General features: G+C 65.2%; 18 protein-coding genes. 13 read left to right on the forward strand and 5 right to left on the reverse strand.

What is annotated here, in order from left to right; all coding sequences use genetic code 11:
* The first annotated feature begins 145 nt into the window (after window positions 1–145).
* Genes ACTNFK_RS05750 through ACTNFK_RS05760 form a run of 3 tightly spaced genes read left to right on the forward strand, consistent with a single transcriptional unit; the run spans window position 146 to window position 2952 of the window.
* Window positions 146–1348 (forward strand): SHOCT domain-containing protein, encoded by a 1203-nt coding sequence (locus tag ACTNFK_RS05750; protein ID WP_433646480.1) that lies wholly within the window; start codon window positions 146–148, stop codon window positions 1346–1348.
* Between the two features lie 7 nt (window positions 1349–1355).
* A complete protein-coding gene (locus ACTNFK_RS05755) occupies window positions 1356–2513 on the forward strand; it encodes a TFIIB-type zinc ribbon-containing protein (protein ID WP_433646479.1) in 1158 nt (385 codons plus the stop codon).
* A 13-nt stretch (window positions 2514–2526) separates the two neighbouring features.
* Window positions 2527–2952: a hypothetical protein gene (locus ACTNFK_RS05760; protein ID WP_433646478.1), complete on the forward strand. Its 426-nt coding sequence runs from the start codon at window positions 2527–2529 to the stop codon at window positions 2950–2952.
* Between the two features lie 19 nt (window positions 2953–2971).
* On the opposite strand, the gene ACTNFK_RS05765 is transcribed toward ACTNFK_RS05760, so the two are convergent.
* From ACTNFK_RS05765 to pepN, 3 genes are read right to left on the reverse strand one after another with little or no spacing between them, the layout of a single operon-like run.
* Window positions 2972–3424, reverse strand: a complete 453-nt coding sequence (locus tag ACTNFK_RS05765; RefSeq protein ID WP_435935944.1) for a globin — start codon at window positions 3422–3424, stop codon at window positions 2972–2974.
* Window positions 3421–4314: a mechanosensitive ion channel family protein gene (locus tag ACTNFK_RS05770; protein ID WP_435935943.1), complete on the reverse strand. Its 894-nt coding sequence runs from the start codon at window positions 4312–4314 to the stop codon at window positions 3421–3423. Before ACTNFK_RS05770 ends, ACTNFK_RS05765 begins: the two co-directional genes overlap by 4 nt.
* Window positions 4307–6880 carry an aminopeptidase N gene (pepN, locus tag ACTNFK_RS05775; RefSeq protein WP_435935942.1) on the reverse strand — a complete coding sequence of 858 codons (2574 nt, stop codon included), beginning with the start codon at window positions 6878–6880 and terminating at the stop codon, window positions 4307–4309. The genes ACTNFK_RS05770 and pepN overlap by 8 nt, the downstream gene beginning before the upstream one ends.
* An 89-nt stretch (window positions 6881–6969) precedes the next feature.
* On the opposite strand from pepN, the gene ACTNFK_RS05780 reads away from it, so the two are divergent.
* The 6 genes from ACTNFK_RS05780 to ACTNFK_RS05805 all read left to right on the forward strand — a co-directional run bounded on the left by ACTNFK_RS05780 (window position 6970) and on the right by ACTNFK_RS05805 (window position 11921).
* Entirely contained in the window at window positions 6970–7581 is a 612-nt protein-coding gene (locus ACTNFK_RS05780) for a mycothiol-dependent nitroreductase Rv2466c family protein (RefSeq protein ID WP_435935941.1), read from the forward strand.
* 30 nt (window positions 7582–7611) lie between these two features.
* The gene (locus ACTNFK_RS05785; RefSeq protein ID WP_433646473.1) at window positions 7612–8103 is read left to right on the forward strand and encodes a ribose-5-phosphate isomerase; all 492 of its coding nucleotides are present in this window, start codon (window positions 7612–7614) and stop codon (window positions 8101–8103) included.
* Window positions 8104–8124: 21 nt separating this feature from the next.
* Window positions 8125–9153 (forward strand): Fpg/Nei family DNA glycosylase, encoded by a 1029-nt coding sequence (locus ACTNFK_RS05790; protein ID WP_435935940.1) that lies wholly within the window; start codon window positions 8125–8127, stop codon window positions 9151–9153.
* 17 nt (window positions 9154–9170) lie between these two features.
* The gene (locus ACTNFK_RS05795; RefSeq protein WP_435935939.1) at window positions 9171–10493 is read left to right on the forward strand and encodes a MurT ligase domain-containing protein; all 1323 of its coding nucleotides are present in this window, start codon (window positions 9171–9173) and stop codon (window positions 10491–10493) included.
* A complete protein-coding gene (locus tag ACTNFK_RS05800; RefSeq protein WP_435935938.1) occupies window positions 10490–11242 on the forward strand; it encodes a type 1 glutamine amidotransferase in 753 nt (250 codons plus the stop codon). The genes ACTNFK_RS05795 and ACTNFK_RS05800 overlap by 4 nt, the downstream gene beginning before the upstream one ends.
* A gap of 121 nt (window positions 11243–11363) precedes the next feature.
* Window positions 11364–11921 (forward strand): YceI family protein, encoded by a 558-nt coding sequence (locus ACTNFK_RS05805; protein WP_433646470.1) that lies wholly within the window; start codon window positions 11364–11366, stop codon window positions 11919–11921.
* An 80-nt stretch (window positions 11922–12001) separates the two neighbouring features.
* Here the strand turns inward: ACTNFK_RS05805 and ACTNFK_RS05810 are convergent, their stop codons facing one another.
* Complete coding sequence (locus tag ACTNFK_RS05810; protein WP_433646469.1) at window positions 12002–13087, reverse strand: FUSC family protein; 1086 nt, start codon at window positions 13085–13087, stop codon at window positions 12002–12004.
* Window positions 13084–14130 carry an App1 family protein phosphatidate phosphatase gene (locus tag ACTNFK_RS05815; protein ID WP_435935937.1) on the reverse strand — a complete coding sequence of 349 codons (1047 nt, stop codon included), beginning with the start codon at window positions 14128–14130 and terminating at the stop codon, window positions 13084–13086. The genes ACTNFK_RS05810 and ACTNFK_RS05815 overlap by 4 nt, the downstream gene beginning before the upstream one ends.
* A 220-nt stretch (window positions 14131–14350) precedes the next feature.
* Here ACTNFK_RS05815 and ACTNFK_RS05820 point away from each other — a divergent pair, with 220 nt between their 5' ends.
* From ACTNFK_RS05820 to cydC, 4 genes are read left to right on the forward strand one after another with little or no spacing between them, the layout of a single operon-like run.
* Window positions 14351–15808 (forward strand): cytochrome ubiquinol oxidase subunit I, encoded by a 1458-nt coding sequence (locus ACTNFK_RS05820; RefSeq protein WP_433646467.1) that lies wholly within the window; start codon window positions 14351–14353, stop codon window positions 15806–15808.
* A 12-nt stretch (window positions 15809–15820) separates the two neighbouring features.
* Window positions 15821–16861: a cytochrome d ubiquinol oxidase subunit II gene (gene cydB / locus ACTNFK_RS05825; protein WP_435935936.1), complete on the forward strand. Its 1041-nt coding sequence runs from the start codon at window positions 15821–15823 to the stop codon at window positions 16859–16861.
* Between the two features lie 52 nt (window positions 16862–16913).
* Window positions 16914–18542: a thiol reductant ABC exporter subunit CydD gene (cydD, locus tag ACTNFK_RS05830; RefSeq protein WP_435935935.1), complete on the forward strand. Its 1629-nt coding sequence runs from the start codon at window positions 16914–16916 to the stop codon at window positions 18540–18542.
* Window positions 18539–20209 (forward strand): thiol reductant ABC exporter subunit CydC, encoded by a 1671-nt coding sequence (gene cydC / locus ACTNFK_RS05835; protein ID WP_435935934.1) that lies wholly within the window; start codon window positions 18539–18541, stop codon window positions 20207–20209. The genes cydD and cydC overlap by 4 nt, the downstream gene beginning before the upstream one ends.
* The last annotated feature ends 3 nt before the right edge of the window (window positions 20210–20212 follow it).

Genomic DNA, 20212 nt, shown 5'->3' on the forward strand with positions numbered 1-20212 from the left:
AGCGTATCGCAGCAACGCGTGAATCCCGTCGCTTCTGGAACGGCGGGTCAGCGAGTCTGCTCTTCCCCGGGCGCACGGAGACTCATAGGATTGGGGCAGACGTTCGCACCCACCAGGAGGCGCGCGACCGAGCAAAGGGGAGACCATGGGTTTCATCAAGGCGTTTTCGGGTGCGATCGGCGGCATGTTTGCCGATCAGTGGATCGACTTCCTGCAACCACCGGCAGGGCTTGCACCCACCGCCGCAATCTTTCCGGCGGTACCGAAAGGCACGAACGCGGGTCGCGGCTCCAACACCAAGGGCTCGGAGAACATCATCAGCGACGGTTCGCTGATTGTGGTTCCGGAGGGATACGGTCTCCTCACCTTCCTCAACGGTGAATTGACCGGTCTCGTGGCGGAGGCCGGTGGGTACACGTTCACGACGACCGATCCTCAAGCGAAATCAATCTTCACCGGCGGTGGCCTGCTCGCCTCGACTGTGTTGCAGTCGTGGGAGCGGTTCAAATTTGGCGGACAGCCCGGGGCTCAGCACCTGGCCTTCTACGTCAACCTGAAGGAGATCCCGAACAACCGCTTCGGAACGCAGAGCGAGATTTACTGGGACGACGCCTTTCTTGGCACCCAGGTGGGCGCGATCACGCGCGGCACCTACACACTGAAGATCATCGACCCGGTGCTGTTTGTGAAGCAGTTCGTGCCGCTCACCTATCTGAGCGCAGATGCCCGGGTGTTTGACTTCAGCGATCTCGACAACGACGCCGCGGCACAGCTTTTCAATGAGGTCGTTTCGTCACTCGCACCCGCGTTCTCGATCTATACGAATGATCCGAGCAAGGGCAACCGTATGGCGCGCATTCAAAGCGATGCGCTGGGGTTCGCCCAATCGCTCTCCGCCGCGGTCGAATCGGGCTACCAGTGGGCATCGCAGCGTGGCCTCGCAATTGTGAGCACCGCGATCCAGTCGATCGAGTACGACGCAGACACCCAGAAGCTCCTCAGCGATGTGAAGAAGGCCGATGCGCTCTCCGGGAATCGCGGCGCCTCCTTCCTGCAGCAGTCGGTCGCGCGTGGCTTCGAGGCTGCGGGCTCTACCGAGGGTTCGGGTGGCATGGCGATGATGGGCCTGGGGGTTGGCATGACCGGCCAGGCCCTGAACTTCCAGCAGCAGCAACAGCAGCCGGCAGCCCCGGCTCCGGCAGCGCCGGCACCTGCCGCACCGGCACCAGCACCGGCCGCAGCAGAGGATCCCGTGGCAAAGCTCGCCCAGTTCAAGCAGATGCTCGATCAGGGCCTCATCACTGCGGAAGACTTCGAGGCAGCGAAGAAGGCGCTGCTGGGGCTGTAGACGCGACATGGTAGACAACCACATCGACACCGCCTCGGGAAAAGCGGACGGGCTCGACAAATGCCCGAAATGCGGGTCTACCGAGATCTCGCTGCGCCCCGCGACTGGCATGCTGGTTTGCCACTTCTGTCGACACGAGTGGGCGGAAGCCGGGATCGAGCAGCAGTTCGGCCTGGACTCGGCCATCGGAGATCTTCGGGGCACGACCGTCGCCTCCGGCGCGGCCGCGTTGCAGGAATCTGCTCAAGATGTGCTCACGCTGAAGTGCCAGGCCTGCGGTGCGGAAGTGGTGGTAAACACCCAGGAGGCGCTGCAGTCGCGGTGCCACTGGTGTCGGCAGACGCTGTCGGTGAACACGCAACTGCCCAACGGTGCGGTGCCGGATGGTCTGTTGCCCTTCAGTATCACCCGCGAGGATGCCATTGCTCGCATCGATGCGTTCGTGAAATCACGTCGCTTCTTTGCCCACCCGAAGTTCGTGCGCGAGTTTGCCCCAACCGAGGTGGTCGGGGTTTATATGCCGTACATGCTGCTCGACGCGAATACCCACGTGGATCTCACCGGCTTCGGGGAGATCCAGACCCGGCGGTACACCCGGAAACGCGGTGACGACGAGGTGACGCTGTATGACGCTGACGTGTATCAGGTGGCGCGATCGTTCGATGTGCACATCGACGATGTGATGATCGAATCGTCAGCTCAGCGCGCCGACATCGACTGGTCGCGCAACACCAATAACATCATCAACTCGATTCAGCCGTTCGACGTGAAAGCCGCGGTGGCGTACAACGCGAACTACCTGCGGGGCTTCACGGCCGAGAAGCGCGACCTCGACGTGTCGTCGCTCGGCCGCGAAGCACACGATCGCCTGTTGTCGATCGGTCGGCAGCGCGCAAACGACAGCACAGGGCAGTACAACCGGGGGGTGCGCTGGGAAACGGAGCACTTGGATGTCAAGGGCACGCGTTGGGTGGCGGTCTCGGTGCCCGTCTGGCTCTACAGCTATTTCGATGGTCGACTCACCCACTTCGTCGCGGTCAACGGTCGCACGGGTGAAACCATGGGGAGCGTGCCGATCCGCTACGGGCGGCTCATTCCGGCTGCAGTGATCATCGGTATCGTCGGAACCGCGGTCGGCGGCTTCCTAGATTTCTTTATGGGATAGGGGAGGCGCAATCGTGCAGTTTGTGGACGCGTGGATCGCGCTCAATACCAGCGGAATCTTCGACACCATCGCCCGACTGGAAGACTACGGTGCCAGTTCTGAGGAGGGTGGCGCGTGGCTCTGGCTCATCGGGCCCGCCGGCGGCCTCGGCTTTTTCATGTGGGTGTTTCTGCGGTATCGCAACACCGACAAGCGACACGCATTTGAGCGGGAAACGGCCGCCGAGGTGCTTGATTTGCGCACCTACGATCAGAAGACAGGCGAAGTCAAGGGTGTCGAAAACTCTCGCATCCCCGGCCAAAACTCGAATTCACCGCTGAAACGGCTGGGCTCGGGTACGACAGTCACAGAGCTTCCGGCACCGACGAAACCCACCCTTCCCGGGATCCCACCGCAACCCGAGTCGCCGCCACAATCCGAGGCCCCGCCGCAGCAGTAGGGCACGGACATACCGCGCATCACTCGAAGCGGTTCACCATCGCCAGAGCGGCGCGATCCACATAGTCCCGGAACGCCGCGTCGTGCATTGGCGGTAGCGCCACCTCGTCGAGCGCTGCGTACATGTGCGCCAGCCAGTGTTCCCTCGCTTCAGGGGTCACGGGGAAGGGCGCGTGTCGCATCCGGAGCCGGGGGTGGCCTCGCTGCTCCGAATAGGTGGTGGGCCCACCCCAGTACTGTTCGAGGAACGTGCGCAGCCGCCAGATCGCGCCCTCCCAATCTTCGTTGGGGTACATCGGCGCTAGGAGTTCGTCTTCGCGCACGCCACGGTAGAAGGCCCGCACCAGTCGATCAAAGGTGTCGGTGCCGCCTACCTGGGCCCATAGGGTGTCCGTGAGGGCCGGCCCGTCGGCCCCCGAGCGCAGTGTCAACCGCGGGGCTGGCGGGGGAGTCGTTGGTTCTGGGTCGGTCATACGGAACCTCCGGGGAATCGTGGGAGCTCACTCGCCAGCTCGATGCCGAGTTCGGCGTAGCGCTTCTTGATAAGCGAGCGAAGCTCGCGCTGCACCGCCCACTGTGCCTCTGGCCTCGTGCGCACCATGAAGCGCAGGGTCGCGCGGTCTCCGAACACGCTCTCGAGCCCCAGCATCTCGGGAAGGCCGGTAACCCGTCGCGCATACTGCGGCGAGGAGAGGAGCTCCTTGCCGCACTCAAGGGCCGCCTGTTCGGCAAGCGCGAGGTCGGTGTCGGCGGCAACCGCGATGTCGATGATGGCGCGGCCCCACCCCTGAGACGCGTTGCCGAGCGTCAAGATCTCGCCGTTGCGCACAAACCACAGGGTGCCGTCGATCGCCCGCACCTTGGTGACGCGGATGCCCACATCCTCCACGGTGCCGCTGATTTGATCGATGGTCACCCAGTCACCTACGCCGAGTTGATCCTCAAAGACCATGAAAATCCCGTTCAGGATGTCTTTGACGATGTTCTGGGCACCAAAGGCGAGGCCGGCCGCGACAATACCCGCCGATGCAAGCATCGCCGTGAGGTTCACGCCGAGCTGCGAGAGAATCGCAATCGCGGCGGCGACGACGATCGTCCAGGAGATGACGTGACGACCGACCGTGCCGAGGGTGCGGGTGCGCTGCACGGCCCGCGCGTTCATGTGTGGGGTGGCCTGCAGCTCTTGGGTGGATTCGACGTCTTGCGAACGCTTCACACCGCGCACGACGTGGCTGACGCTGCGATCAAGCACGCGTCGCAGTACCCAATTCGCGATGAGCGCTCCCACGACGATGAGCACCACGGAAAACGGCACTCGGTATGTGATGAAGAATCCGCTGACCGCGGCCCAAAACTCAGCCATCGGCGAGCCTCGCATCGGCGGCCTGCGCTGCCAGGGCTCGATCCACCCCGGCCACATGCTCAGTCACAAGCCTGCGCAAGGCTGCGGGAGCCTCAGGATGCTGCTCAAGCCAGTGGCGGCTCGCTGCCCGAAGCGGTTCGGACGCGAGCGGCGCGGGGTAGAACCCCTCGATGATTTCCTCGGCGATCGCGTAGCTGCGCGAGTTCCAGATTGCGAGCAACGAATCAAAGTACCGATCGATGAACGGCACGAGCAGGGACAGGTCGTGGGCGCGCAGGAACCCGAGACCGGTTGCCCGCACGATCGCGTTCGGCAAATCGGCAGCTTTGAAAACCGAATCCCAGGCCGCAGTCTTGGCCTCAGCCGTCGGGAGGGCCGCACGGGCGTGTGCGGCCGACTGCTGCCCGGTCGCGGTGCGGTCCTCGGCGAGCGCGGTTTCGATTTCCTCAGATGTCGCACGCCCACCGGCCGCGAGGGAGATGAGCAACTCCCACCCCAGGTCGGTGTCGATATCGAGGCCATCCAGCGGCGCGCGTTCATCGAGCAGCGCAAGCACGGTGTCAAGCTGCTCGCTGGTGGATGCCAGCTGCGCGAAGGCGCGCACAAATTGGAACTGCCGATCCGAGCCCGGCTCGGCATCTACTGCGAGCTGCCACATCGCTTCGGCGACGCGCTCGAGCGTCGCCGCGCGTCGCTCCGGAGCCACATAGCTCGCGGCCGCCAGCAGCAGTTGGCCGATGAGCGTGCGGAGCGTGGTGGACTGCGTCTCCGCAGAGATGTGACGCAGCACGACATCGACAAAGCGCGATGCCGCGAATTCGCCGTCGCGAGTCGCGTCCCAGAGCGTTCCCCAGACGAGGGCCCGAGCGAGGGAATCGGTAATGTTCCCGATGCCGTTCAAGGCGGTCGCGAGCGAGGACTCATCCAGACGGATCTTCGCGTAGGTCAGATCATCATCGTTGAGCAGCAGCAAGTCTGGCCTGGTGATGCCAATGAGCTCGGGCACCTGGGTGAGCGCACCATCGACATCGGTTTCGATGCGGTGCACTCGCGTGAGCGCACCGTCAACGCCGCGCGAGTACAACCCAATCGCAATTCGGTGCGGCCGCAGGGTGGGGTATTGCTCGATGGCGGTTTGCTCGATGGCGAACGACGAGTACGCTCCGGACTCGTCGACCTCGCACACCGGACGCAGGGTGTTGACCCCAGCCGTCTCGAGCCACAGTGTCGACCAGTTGCCCAGGTCTCTGCCGCTCTGCGCCTCCAGCTCGGTGAGCAAGTCAGGCAACTCGGTGTTTGCGTGATGGTGCTTCACGAAGTAGTCGTGAACGCCTCGCATGAAAGGCTCGCGACCCACCCACGCGACCAGCTGCTTGAGCACCGATGCGCCCTTCGCGTAGGTGATCCCGTCAAAATTGACGAGCACATCTTCGAGATCGCGAATTTCGGCGACGATCGGGTGGGTCGAGGGGAGCTGATCTTGCCGGTACGCCCACGACTTCTCGCTCGCCGCGAAGGTCGTCCAGCAGTCCTTCCACTCGGTCGCCTCAGCGACACCGAGGGTCGACATGTATTCCGCGAACGATTCGTTCAGCCACAGGTCATTCCACCAGCGCATCGTTACGAGATCGCCGAACCACATATGGGCGAGCTCGTGCAGGATCGTCACGACCCGACGCTCCCGCATCGCGTCAGTGACCTTGCTGCGAAACACGTACGCTTCGGTGAACGTCACCGCGCCGGCATTCTCCATCGCGCCCATGTTGTACTCGGGCGCGAAGATCTGGTCGTACTTGTCGAACGGGTAGGGGTAGTCGAACTGCTCTTCGAAGAACGCGAACCCCTCGCGGGTCTTCTCGAAGAGGTAGTCGGCATCGAGAAACTCGCTCAGTGACTCTCGGCAGAAGACGCCGAGCGGGATGATGCGGCCGTCGCGGCTCGTCAATTCGGATCGCACCACACGGTAGGGCCCCGCGATGAGCGCGGTGATGTAGCTCGACATGACCGGGGTGGGCTCGAACGCCCACGTTGCGATCGCTTCGCCGTCGCGCTCCCCGGCTGGCGTCTGGTCTGGTGTCGGCTGGTTGCTGATGACCTGCCACCGGGCGGGCGCGGTGACACGGAAGGTGAACGTCGCCTTCAGGTCGGGCTGCTCGAACACGGCAAACATGCGCCGGGAATCGGGCACCTCAAACTGGGAGTACAGGTAGACCTCGCCATCGGCGGGATCGACGAAGCGATGCAGACCCTCGCCCGTGTTCATATACCGCTGGTCGCTCTCGATGCGGAGGGTGTTTTCGGCAGCGAGGGCGGGAAGCGCGATCCGCGATTCGGCGTAGCTCGACTCGGGATCGAGCTCCTCGCCGTTCAGCGTGATGCTGAGAACCTTCGCCGCGATGAGGTCGATGAACGTGCTCGCCCCGGGTGTCGCCGAGAACTTCACCGTGGTGACCACACGGAAGTGTTCAGCGCCGGTGGTGAGGTCGAGGTCGATCTCATAGCTGTGGGTGGTCACGACGCTTGCGCGTTCGATCGCTTCAGCGCGGGTGAGGTTTTCTCCGGGCACGATGCTCCTCGCATTTTCTGGTGGATCAGTCCGCTGCGCGGACACCGTCACCACCCAGCCTATTCCCGCAAGCTGACTACACTTGAGGTATGACCGAACGCGCCACTCCCGCAGTCCAATTCTGGTTCGATCCGATTTGCCCGTGGACCTGGATCACGAGTCGCTGGGTCAGCGAAGTCGCCGAACTTCGCGGATTCGAGGTGGAGTGGAACCCGTTCAGCCTCGCGGTGTTGAACGAAGGAAGCGATGCGGGTGATCATGCCGAGGGGCAGCGTCAGGGGCACCGCATGGGCCAGGTGCTGACCGCGGCGCGCGCTTCTCACGGGGGGCGGGCCGTCGCCGACCTGTACACGGCGCTCGGGAACCGCCTGCATTCGGCGGAACGCACGGACGTGGATGCGGTGATCGCTGAGTCGCTCGCCGAGGCTGGTCTGCCAGCAGAGCTTTCGGCTGCGGCTGATTCTGGCGAGCACGAAGCGGAGCTGGTTGCGAGCACGAGGCGGGGCATTGAGCTGGTGGGCCCCGGGGTGGGCATCCCGATCATCGTGATCGACGGCATCGCGTTTTTCGGCCCCGTCATCAGCCCCGCGCCGCACGGCGAGGACGCGCTGACGCTCTGGGACGGCGTGCGCGCCGCGGCAAGCATTCCCGGGTTTTTCGAGCTGAAACGTGGCCGCGAGGTCGGCCCGCAGTTCAACTGAGCAGTACGACCGCACGAGAGGGCAGCACGCATGCGCATCCACATTGCCACCGACCACGCTGGGCTTGAATTCAGCCAGCACCTGCAAGATCACCTACGCGGGCTTGGCCACGAGGTCATCGATCACGGGCCGACACACTATGACGCGCTCGACGACTATCCGTCGTTTTGCATCAACGCGGCCCTGGGCGTCGCGCGAGACGAACGCGCGGGCGTCGAGGCGCTCGGCGTGGTCTTTGGCGGCTCGGGCAACGGTGAGCAGATGGCGGCAAACAAGGTCGCCGGGATCCGCGCAGCACTGGTGTGGAATGAGTCCACCGCGGCCCTCGCTCGTGAGCACAACAATGCGAACGTGATCTCGATCGGCGCTCGTCAGCACCCGGTCGAGGACGCGATCCGCTTCATCGAAACCTTTGTCTCGACGCCGTTCTCGGGTGACGAGCGTCACGTGCGCCGCATCGCCCAGCTCGCGGAGTACGAGCGCACGGGAGCGATCGCGGGCAAGCAGGTGGATTCGCTGTAATGTGCGCTCAGGGAGGTCGGTGTGCCTGAAGGCCATTCCGTCCACCGCATCGCGCGGCAATTCGGCGTGAACTTCGTCGGCACTGCCCCCGAGGTGTCGAGCCCGCAGGGTCGGTTCTCGCTCGGGGCCGCACTCCTGAGCGGCCGCGAGATGACCGACGCGCGTGCGGTGGGAAAGCAGATGTTTCTCGAGTTTGAGGAGCGAGACTGGCTGCGGGTGCACCTCGGGATCTACGGCGCCTGGGATTTCGCGGGCGAGGTGGCGGTGGATCCGCGCATCCAACTGCACGCCCGGCCGTCCGGGCGCACGAAGCTTGGCCAGACGGGCATGGCCGGGGCCGCACTGGGCCAACCTGGAGCCGCTGGCAGCGTGCCGGTCGATGCCGAGGGTGAGGACTCGGTGACCTCGATTGGGGCACCACGCCGCACCCGCGTGCGCATGGCCGAGCACGACCTTGAGGGTCGCGTGGCCGAGTCGTTTCCACCTGAACCGGTGGGGCAGGTGCGCGTGCGACTGCTGAACGAGCGGGTCTGCGCCGATCTGCGTGGCCCCACCGCCTGCGAAGTGTTGCCGCCCGAAGGAGTCGCCGCGGTGCTCGACCGCCTCGGCCCCGACCCCGCGAACGCGAACACCGACGCCGAACGCGCCCGGTTTATCGCTCGGGCCCGTACGCGGCGCACCCCGATCGGCCTCGTGCTCATGGATCAGTCGGTGATCGCGGGCATCGGGAATGTGTACCGCGCGGAGCTTCTCTTCCGTGCCGAGCTGGACCCGCACACCCCGGCCTCGTCTCTGAGCGAGCGCGTGCTCGGCGAGCTGTGGGACGACTGGGCGCACCTGCTCGAGATCGGCATCACGGTCGGTCAGATGATTACCATTGATGGGCTCGAAGGTGAGGCCTATCAGCGCGCGCTGCAACATCGCGACGAACGGCACTGGGTGTACAAGTTGGAGGGAACCCCGTGCAAGCGATGCGGGGCATCGATCACCCTCGAAGACATGGCGAACCGCAAGCTCTACTGGTGCGCGGGCTGCCAGCGTGCTCACTAGTTCACTACGCTGGTCTCATGCGTGATGTGCTCTCGGCCGTGATCGGCAAGTCGGTGCGACAGGTCGCGCGTCTGCGCGGCGGTGGATCGGCGCTTCCCGGTCTCGTGATCGAAAAGTTCGACCCGGGCTTCCTCGCCCGCGTGCTCGGTCGCTTGCCCTACGGGGTGGTCGCGGTGAGCGGCACGAACGGCAAGACGACGACCACCAAGATGATCGTTGAGATCCTCGAATCGCAGGGGCTGCGCGTCTTCACCAACAAGACCGGCTCCAACTTCTCGCGCGGGGTGATCGCCGCGGCGGTGCAGGAGTGCTCCCTCACGGGTCGGCTCGACGCTGACATCGCCGTGCTCGAGCTCGATGAGGCGCACGCGATCCACTTCATAGCCCGGGTGAAACCGCGCTTCACGCTGCTGCTCAACGTGCTGCGCGATCAACTCGACCGATTTGGCGAGATCGATGCGACCGCCAAGTTGCTGCAACGCATTGCCGAAGCCACGACCGACGGGTTGGTGGTCAACCGCGAAGATCCGCTGCTTGAGCAGACGGGAGCGAGTCAGGCTGATCGCCTCGAGGTGCGCTCGTTCGGGCTTTCCAGCGACCTCAGGGCGATGTTTCCGAGTGACGACGACTTCCATCGCGGCACGGCGGCACCAGATGGCCCCGACGAGGCCGCAAGGTCCGACGCGGATGTCACACTCACCCTGGTGGGTGATCACGAGGCGACCTTCCGCATCGACGGTGTGGATCATCACACTGGGTTAAAGCTTGAGGGGCTCTACAACACGTTTAACGCGGCGGCGGCCCTCGCCACGGTGCGGCTCGTGCTGGCCGGGGGGGTCACGCAGCAGTCTGACGCGCCGGAGGTACACGCGACCACGGGAGAACTGCTCGCCTCGCTCGCAAACGTTCGCCCCGCCTTCGGTCGGGGGGAGCAGCTGGAGCTCGACGGCCACACCCTCGAGCTGGTGCTTGTGAAGAATCCCGCGGGGTTTCGGCTCGCACTGGCCTCGTTTCCCGCTGCGGGAGTCGCTTCGATGATCGCCATCAACGATCAATACGCGGATGGCCGCGATATGTCGTGGCTGTGGGATGTTGACTTTGGTTCGCTCGCCGCCACCGGGGTCGACACGGTCTCGGGTACACGTGCTTGGGATATGGCGCTCCGGCTTGAACACGACGATGTGAACGTTGGGCAGGTGGAGGAGGATCCACAGCGAGCGCTGGCCGGGTTTCGGCGGCGCACCATGGGCCAGCCTCGGCGCATCTACTGCACGTACACCGCCATGCTCGCGCTCCGGAAGGAGCTCGCTACCCTGACGAAGGTGGAGGAGATCTGGTGACGCTTGACGAGGGTGCGGCCGAAGTGTCCGGCGAGCGAGAGCTTGTCATCGTGTCGCTGTACCCGCGCGACATGAATATTTACGGGGATCGCGGCAACGTTCTGGCGCTCACCCGACGCGCCCGATTGCGCGGTTATGACCCTCGGGTCGTCGACGTGAACCCCGGTGATCCCTTGCCGTCGCAGGTCGACATCGTCGTGGGCGGTGGCGGTCAGGATTCGGGACAGGGGCGGGTCGCACTCGACCTCGTGTCCAAAGGGGACGAGTTTCGCCAGCTTGCGGCTGACGGTGTGCCCATGCTGATGATCTGCGGGCTCTATCAGCTTTTCGGACACCGTTTCGTGACCCATACCGGCGACGAACTGACAGGCATCGGGGTGCTGGATGTCGAGACGCGCGGCGGGGACACACGCATGATCGGAAACATCGTGGTCGAGAGCGACGAGTTCGGTGAGGTTATCGGCTACGAGAACCACAGCGGCGACACGGTGCTCGGGCCGAGATCGCGTCCGCTTGGCCGCGTGACGCGCGGGGCCGGGAATAACCCCCGCGACGGGGTGGAGGGCGCGCGCTCACACAACGTCATCGGCAGTTACCTGCACGGCTCACTGTTGCCCAAGAACCCCGCCATCTCGGACTTCCTCATCGCCACAGCTGCACGAGCGCGGTATGGTGGTTTCGAACCGCAAATGATTGATGACTCCACCGCCCAGCAGGCCCGGGAAGCCGCAAAACGACGCCCCAGGTAGACGAGCGACGAACTCGAAATAAATATTCAAGTGAATACTTGACCTGGTCGTGCGCTTCTTGTTACTCTCTTTTTAGTTGAAACGTCAATAATTCAATATCTTGAGACCTGGAGGACACCCCATGACCATAACCGCAGATCAGATCCCTGGCTACCGCGTCGGCACCTGGGTCATCGACCCCACGCACACTGAGGTCGGCTTCTCGGTTCGTCATCTCGCAATCAGCAAGGTCAAGGGCAAGTTCGAGCAGTTCGCGGGCACGTTTGTGACCGCCGAAAACCCCCTCGACTCGAAGGTTGAGGCCACCGTGGAGGTCGCCTCGATCAACACCAACCAGGCGGATCGCGATGGCCACCTGCGTACGGGCGACTTCTTCGCCGCAGAAGAGTTCCCCCAGTTCACCTTCGCGAGCACCGGGATCCGCGAAGAGGGTGGCAACTTCCTCGTCGACGGCGACCTTACCCTCCGCGGCGTGACCAAGCCGGTCACCTTTGACTTTGAATTCGGCGGCTTCGGTCAGGATGGGTACGGCAACTACAAGGCCGGCTTCACCGCCACGACGAAGGTCAAGCGCGAAGACTTCGGCATTCAGTGGAACGCTCCGCTGGAGACCGGCGGGCTCCTGCTCGGCAGCGATGTCACCATCACCCTTGACGTGCAGGCTGTGCTTCAGCAGTAGTCAGGCGCACTGAAAGCGGGGAAGGGCAGTTGCCTTTCCCCGCTTTCATGTTCCCGGTTCGATGATCCGAACGAGAGAAGCTAGTCGATATCGCCGGTGATGCGCCCACGCACGCGCCGCAGATCCTCCATGAGTGAACCAATCAACTGCCAGTACACCGGGTGGGGCTGCGCGATGACATAGGGCGCGGTGAGCGCTGGCGGTTCCGTCCCCACTTGCGGCTCCGTGCCCACCTGCTGCTCGATGCCCGGCCGAACGAGCCGCTCCAGGTCGTGCGCGGCGCGGCGCAGCTCCACCGCTAGGCCGCGCACCTGTGGCACGTCGACGAGTGCCTTCCCGTAGTTGTCTGAGAGTGCGCGGGTCATCCCCACGACCTGCGTCACTATTGGCTGAAGCCGGTCGAACATCTCGTCGTCCTCGCCGAGAATGGCCCGGTATCTCGGCCCGCGGGGGTTCAGCCGGAGGCTTTCCCGGGCGCTTCGGAGAAGCTGGTGCACGTCATCGCGCTCGCCCTGTAAGCGCCGAGCATCTCGCATCATGCGGTCGATCCACTCGCGCTCGCGGGGTTCTTCCAACGCCTCGGAGAGGCGCCTAAGCGCCTGCGCGGCGTGCCGGGTGAGGTCGCCGATCGCGACGTGCACGGGGGTCGTGCGCACCGGGGCCACCACGAGGGCGTTGATGGTGATGCCGATCCCCGCCCCGATCGCGGTCTCGACGAGCCGTTCGAACCCGTACCCGAGCGACAGACCGCCGAGCGCGATCATGAGGAGCGCAGAAATGGCGATCTGATTCGTCGAGGAATTCGTCATGCGCAAGAGCCACCCGAGCGCCATCGACACGATGATCGCGGCGAGGAACAGCCACGTCTGCGGCCCGAAGAGCGCACCTGCGCCCAAAGCGACGCTCACCCCGAGCAACACGCCGACGACGCGCTCGATGCCTCGCGTGAGCGATTGATCCACACTCTCTTGCACCGAAAGCAGCGCGGCGATTGCGCCGAAAATGGGTAGCTGCTCGGGAAACACCCAGAGGCACACGAACCAGGTGAGGATCGCCGCGGCCGCGGCCTTGCCCACCTGCAGCAGCGGCGCCCGGCGCGACACGGTGAATCGACCGGTCATTCGCCGTTCGAACCGCCGCCACGGCCTGGTGATGGGTGCGGTCACAGCAGGCCCAGTCGTATCAGCTCCTCGCGCAGGGTCGCGCCGTCGGGGCCGTATACCCAGGGAACCCCGCTCACGCTTCGGTGCAGGCGCGCCTTCGAGCGACCTCCGGCGAGCACGGCCTGGCCGGTCGAGAGCTGGCGGATCGCCACCGCGGCAACGTGATCCGGGTGTGCCGAAGAGAACTCGTGGTACAGCGATTCGTCGTGCTGCCCGTCATCGCCAAAGAGCACCCATTTAATCTCTGGGAAGTCGCTGGCCAACCGGACGAGCTCGCGCTGCTTGTGCTCTTTTCCGCTGCGAAACCAGCGGTCGTGGGTGGGGCCCCAGTCGGTCAAGAGGAGCGGCCCCATGGGGTAGAGGTTGCGCTCAAGGAAACGGCTGAGTGCGGGAGCCACGTTCCAGGCTCCGGTCGAGAGGTAGAGCACAGGGGAGCCGGGATGCTGGGCGATGAGGTGGTCGTAGAGCACCGGCATGCCCGGGGTCGAGGTGCGGGCCTGTTCGTCAAGCACGAAACTGTTCCACGCCGCGACAAAGGGCTTCGGGAGGGCCGTGTTGAGGATCGTGTCATCCACATCGCTGATGATTCCAAAACGCGCCTGGGGATCCACGATGTAGACGGGAGCATTGGCGGGCTCACCGTGCTCGGTGCGCAGGCTGATGGTGTGCCAACCGGGCGACAGCGTGACCTGCACGATCGAATCGAGCACACCGCCGCGATCGGACACGATCTCGGCAACCGGCTTGCCGTCGATGTGCACCTGCACCGGTGTGAACGGCACGTGCAGGCTCGCGAAGCTGCGCCATCCGCGCACCCGCTGCACCTCGGCCACCCGCGACCCTCGGCCGGTCTTCTTCGGTTCGGGAGCGAGGTAGAGCACCCGCCCGATGACGCGCACCCAGGTCGTTGAGCCGTAGCTGATGTACGGAATGATTCCCGGGGTCTTGCCGCTCGCGAGCGCTCGTTTCTCGCGTCGCCGGTGGATCCAGTCGTCGACCCTTGCCGCAAATCTGGGTCTGCTGTCGGGTCGCCTGAGTTCCGTCACCCCACCAGTCTAGGTGGGGCAGCCTGCCACCCGAGTTTCGCTTGATGTCGAGAGAAATATCGCTCGACATCAAGATGAATTCGCAGGAGATTCACAGAATCGCTAAAATTGAGGTTGACTGGCCACTGGTCGGTAGGTCCGGGAGGCATCACCATCCTTTGACGGAACTCACTACGGGAGTGCGACCCGCAGTGGGCGCGCTCGGCATTCTGGAGAACTCGTGAACGAATTCTTGGATGCGTTGACGCTCGCTCGCTGGCAGTTCGGGCTCACGACGCTGTATCACTTCCTGTTTGTTCCACTCACCATCGGCCTGGCACTGCTCGTGGCCATCTTGCAAACCGCATGGGTGCGCACGGGGAAGGTGAAATACCTTCGCCTCACCAAGCTCTACGGCAAGATCTTTCTGATCAACTTCGCGATGGGTGTGGTCACCGGCATCGTGCAGGAGTTCCAGTTCGGCATGAACTGGTCGAACTACTCCCGCTTCGTGGGAGACATCTTCGGTGCCCCGCTCGCGATGGAGGGTCTCATCGCGTTCTTCTTCGAAGCCACCTTCATCGGGTTGTGGATCTTCGGATGGGACAGGCTGCCGAAGAAGATTCACCTCCTCACGATCTGGTTCGTGTGGATCGGCTCCGCCGCCTCCGCCTACTTCATTCTCGCCGCGAACGCCTTCATGCAGAACCCGGTGGGCTACCAGCTGAACGAGGAACGCGGACGGGCCGAGCTCACCGACATCGGTGCGGTGCTCATGAACCCGGTCGCACTCACCCAGTTCCCACACACGCTCTTCGCCTCGCTCATGTTCGCGGCCACCGTGATGGTCGCGGTCGCCGCCTGGCACCTCTCGCGTAACCAGTTCGTCGACGAGATGCGCACCAGCCTGCGCTTCGGCATGTGGGCCAACATCGTCGGTTTCGCCGGTGTCTCGCTCTCCGGCCACTCGCTGGGTCTCGTCATGACCGAGACGCAGCCGATGAAGATGGCCGCTGCGGAGGCCCTGTACGAGAACGCGACCGGGGCCGATGCCTCGTTCTCGATCTTCAGCCTCGGCACCCCGGACGGACTGCACGAGATCTTCTCGGTGCGGATCCCGTACCTTCTCTCGTTTCTCTCGACCAACACGTTCAACGGCACGGTCGAGGGCATCAATAACCTGCAGGCCGAGTACACCGAGCTGTACTGTGGCGCCGCCGGGACCGCCCTCACCTGCCCGAGCGATGGTTCGTTCACCCCGATCATTTGGGTGACGTACTGGGCGTTCCGCTGGATGATCGGCCTCGGGGCCCTCGCCACCCTCGTCTCGGTGGTGGGGCTGTGGATCACGCGCAAGAACCGCAGCGTGCCCCAGTGGGCGTGGAGGGTGGCCGTGTGGACCGCGCCCATTCCGATGCTGGCCTCGCTCGTGGGGTGGATCTTCACCGAAATGGGTCGCCAGCCGTGGATCGTGTTCGGGGTGATGACGACCGAGTCGGCGGTGTCGCCCGGGGTGCCCGGGTGGGCGGTGCTCGTCTCGCTCATCGTGTTTACCGTCGTGTATGGCGCGCTCGCGGTCGTGGAATTCAAGCTCATCGTGAAGGCCGCGCAAGCAGGCCCGCCCGAAATCGACACGACCGACAGAGCTGGCGAGGGCGGCGGCGACGTCGACCACACGCAGCTCGCGACGGTCTACTAGGAGGCTGAAACCATGGAACTCACCACAGTCTGGTTTTTGATCGTCGGGGTCCTCCTCGTCGGCTACTTCATTCTCGACGGCTTCGATTTCGGCGTCGGCATGGCGCTGCCATTTCTCGGGAAAGACAACGTCGATCGCCGCGTCATCATCAACACGATCGGCCCGGTGTGGGATCTCAACGAGACCTGGCTGATCGTCGCGGGCGCCTGCCTCTTCGCGGCGTTTCCCGAGTGGTACGCGACGATGTTCTCCGGCTTCTACCTCGCGCTGCTCCTCATCCTCGTTGCCCTCATTCTGCGGGGGGTGTCGTTCGAATTCCGGCACCAGGGCAAGGGCACACAGTGGACTCGCTGGTTCGACCAGTTCATCTTCTGGGGCTCGCTCCTGCCGCCGCTGCTCTGGGGCACCGCCTTCGCCAACCTTATTCAGGGCGTGCCGATCGAGCCGCTCGAGGGCGGCGGGTGGATCTTCACGGGGACGCTGCTCACGTTGCTGAACCCCTACGGTCTCCTCGGCGGCCTCACCCTGCTGCTCCTGTGCTTCACGCACGGGCTGGTTTTCATCGCACTGAAGACCGAGGGAGACATTCGGGTGCGCGCGCGGTCGCTTGCCACCAAGGTGGGGCTGGTCACGCTCGTGGTGGCGGCGGCGTTCCTCGTGTGGACCGTCGTGCAGCATCTGGGAGACGAGAACGCGCTGCTCGTGATCGTGCTCGCGGGCCTCGCCGCGGTCTCGCTGGTTGCAGGAATCCTCTTCAATCTGCGGGCCCGCGAGGGCTGGGCGTTTACGTTCAATACCCTCACGATCGCGTTCGCGCTGCTGGCCATCTTCATGGCGCTGTTCCCATACGTCATGATCTCGAGCACCGACCCCGCGTACTCGATGACGATTGAGGGTGCTGCGAGTTCGCAGATGACGCTCGAACTCATGACCTGGGTGGCGGTGTTCACGCTTCCGTTGGTGCTCGCCTACCAGGCGTGGACGTACTGGGTATTCCGGAAGCGGATCTCGCGCACCCACATTCCCAGCGACGAGCTCGTCGGCGCGCACTGAGCGCCCCGGGCTCTCAGCCAGCGCGCACCTCCTACATCGATACAGTTACACCGTGAAGCCCCTCGACCCGAGACTGCTGCGCTACGCACGAGCTGCGCGCACAGTTCTCGGTATCGGGGGGCTCCTCGGTGTGGTGCGCACCGCCGCGGTGATTGCCTGGTGCTGGTTGCTCGCGAACGCCATCGCCACGCTCGTGCTCCCGGTTCTCGGCGGCGCGGGCGGGGCCTCCGGCCGCGTGGCAGAGGGCGCGCTCGGGCCCGAGTCGCTTCCCCTGCTCCTGGCGGGAGCGGCGGTCGCACTCGTCGCGCGGTCGCTCGCCACGTGGGGCATGGAGGTCGTGGCCGCGCGCGGGGCCGTGCGCGCCAAGGCGCAGCTGCGCGCAGCCGCCCTCGATGCGATCGATCGGCGCTCGCCTGAGTGGCTTGGCAGCAGAGCCGATGTGGGCCCGGCAACCGCGCTGGGGCGCGGCCTCGACGCGCTCGATGGATACTTCTCCGCGTATCTCCCGCAGCTGATTCTCACCGCGTGCGCGACCCCGTTTCTCGTGCTCGCGGTGCTGCTCGCAGACCCCCTGAGCGGTGTCACGGTCCTGATCGTGTTCCCCGTGATCCCGCTCTTCATGATCCTCATCGGCCTGGCGACGCGCGCGGTGCAGGAGCGGCAATGGCAGCAGCTCGAGCACCTGTCACGTTCTTTCCTTGATGTCGTCGAGGGTCTCTCGACGCTGAAGGTCTTCCGGCGCGAGCAGCGGCAATTTGAGCGGATCGCCCGCGAAACGGGGGAGTACCGCACCCGCACGATGCAGGTGCTGCGGGTGACCTTCCTGTCGGGGTTCGTGCTCGATCTCGCGGGCACCTTCTCGATCGCACTGGTGGCGGTGACGGTCGGCACGCGGCTCGTGACGGGCGAATTCCCGCTCGCGCTGGGGCTCTTCGTGCTCCTGCTCTTGCCCGAGGTGTTCATCCCGATTCGGCAGGTCGGCGCCGCCTTTCACTCGTCAACCGAGGGCCTCGCGGCGGCCCAGGCGGTGTTCGACATCATCGAAGAACCGGCGGAAGTAGTGCCAGTCCCCGGCGCGGCCCAGGGTATTCGCTTTGACTCGGTCTCCGTTCGCCGCGACGAGCGTGAGGTGGCTGGCCCGGTGAGCTTCTCGGTCGACCCGGGGGAAATGGTGGCGCTCGCGGGGCCATCTGGAGCGGGCAAGTCGACGCTCGTGTCGGCGCTCTTGGGGTTCGTGTCTCCCGCGGTCGGCACGATCACTCGACCCAACACGGTGGCATGGTCGGGGCAACGACCGGGCCTCCTGCAGGGCACGGTCGCCGAGAACGTGGCCCTCGGCGCGCAGAAAGCGGATCCGCCCCTCGTCACGCGAGCGCTCGAAACGGTGGGCCTCGGCGACATCGACCCGTCACAGGTCCTGGGTGCGAAGGGTGCCGGGCTCTCAGGGGGGCAGGCGCAGCGCGTAGCCATCGCGCGCGCTCTGTACCGCGCGTGGACGACCGACGCCGGGGCGATCGTGCTGGACGAGCCAAGCTCGGCGCTCGACGCGGCCAGCGAGACGCTCGTGTGTGCTGCGCTGAGGGCGGAAGCGCGTGCCGGTCGGGCCGTGCTCGTCGTGAGCCATCGCCCGGCACTCATCGAGGCCGCGGATCGGGTGGTTCGAATGGGGGTACCGGCATGACCACAGAGCCAGCCAACATCGCCCGGGTGCTGCGCCTGGCGACACCATCCTGGCGTCGGTCGATCGCGGGAATCGTGTTCGGCGCGCTCGCCGATGCGAGCGTCGTGGGCCTGCTCGCGCTGAGCATGTGGCTGATCGTTCGGGCGGGGGAGCAGCCGCCGATCCTCTTCCTCACGTTCGCCATTGTGGGGGTACGCGCCTTCGCCATCGGCCGCGCGGCGTTTCGCTACGCGGAGCGTCTCGCGAGCCACGATGCCGCACTGGCCCAACTTTCTGAGCTGCGCAGCGACACCTTCGGGGCGCTGATTCCTCGCGTGCCCGGTGCCATCGAGTCACACCGTCGCGGCGAGGTGCTCGCCGCGTTCGTCGACGACGTGGATCAGCTGCAGGATCAGCCGCTCCGCGTCAGGCAGCCGCTCATCGTCAGTGGCATCATCCTGACACTCAGCCTCGCTGTGCTCGCACTGGTGTCGCCACTCGCCGCGCTCGTCCTCGCTGTGTCGCTCCTCGTCTCCGGCGTGCTCACCGCCTGGCTCTCCCGGCGCATCGCCGGTGCGAGCGATCGGGAGCTCTCGGAGGCACGGGCAGCGCTCACCGACGCGTTGCTTGAGCGGTTTGAATCGGCATCCGAGCTTGTGGCCTACGAAGCGCTGCCGATGCAGCGTGAGCGGATTGCGGGAGCGGAGCGCCGGCTGGCGCGGATTCAGCTCGGTCGATCCCGTGCGGCGGGGGTCACCGGCGCGTTGCTGTCGCTTGCCTCGGGTGCCGCCACCCTGACGATCCTGCTTGCGCTCGCCCCGAGCTTGGGCGCGGGCCTCTCTGCGCCGCTGTTCGCCGCCGCGGTGATTGTTCCGGCGGCGGTCTTCGAGGTCTTTGCCCAGGTGCCCCAGGCGCTCGTCGCCCGGCGCACCGTCGCCTCGAGCGCGGCTCGGGTGGCCGACCTCACCGAAACGGCCCTCCCGGCTGAGCTGCCGGTCGATCCGGCGGATCCACTGTCGCTGTCACCCGCGACTGAGGCGGCGACGCATCTGCCACTTCTGGAGGTTCGCAACCTTGACGTGCGGCACCCGGGATCGGATGGCCCGGCGGTGCGCGGCGTCTCATTCGACCTGCGCGCCGGAGAAACACTGATCGTGACGGGTCAAAGCGGTGCCGGGAAGACCTCCCTCGCGCTCGCGCTCGTGCGCCTGCTCGAGTACCGCGGGAGCTATCGGGTGATGGGTCTCGAGGCGAGACGCATCCGCGGAGCCGAGATTCGAGGGGTAGTGGGCCTGTGTGAGCAGTCCCCGCACCTGTTTGATGCCGATCTGCGACAGAATCTCCTCTTTGCGCGTGACACTGCGACCGACAACGAACTCATGGCTGTGCTCGCCCGGGTTGGACTCGCGCAGTGGGCGACTGAGCGCGGAGGGCTGGGAGCCCCGGTGGGCGAGCGGGGTGCGCTGGTCTCGGGCGGCCAGGCCCAGCGCATCGCCCTGGCCCGCGCGATCCTCGCCGACTTCCCCGTGGTGATCCTCGATGAGCCGACCGCGGGCGTTGATCGCGAGCGTGCCGATCGTCTGCTGCTTGACCTTCTGGGTGCCGTGCCCGACAATCGAGCAGTGATTCTCATCACCCACACCGAGGTGCCGTCCGAGATTCGGGCCACTCGGCTCTCACTCGCGTAAGGA

Source organism: Leucobacter fengyongliangi, from assembly GCF_052386045.1.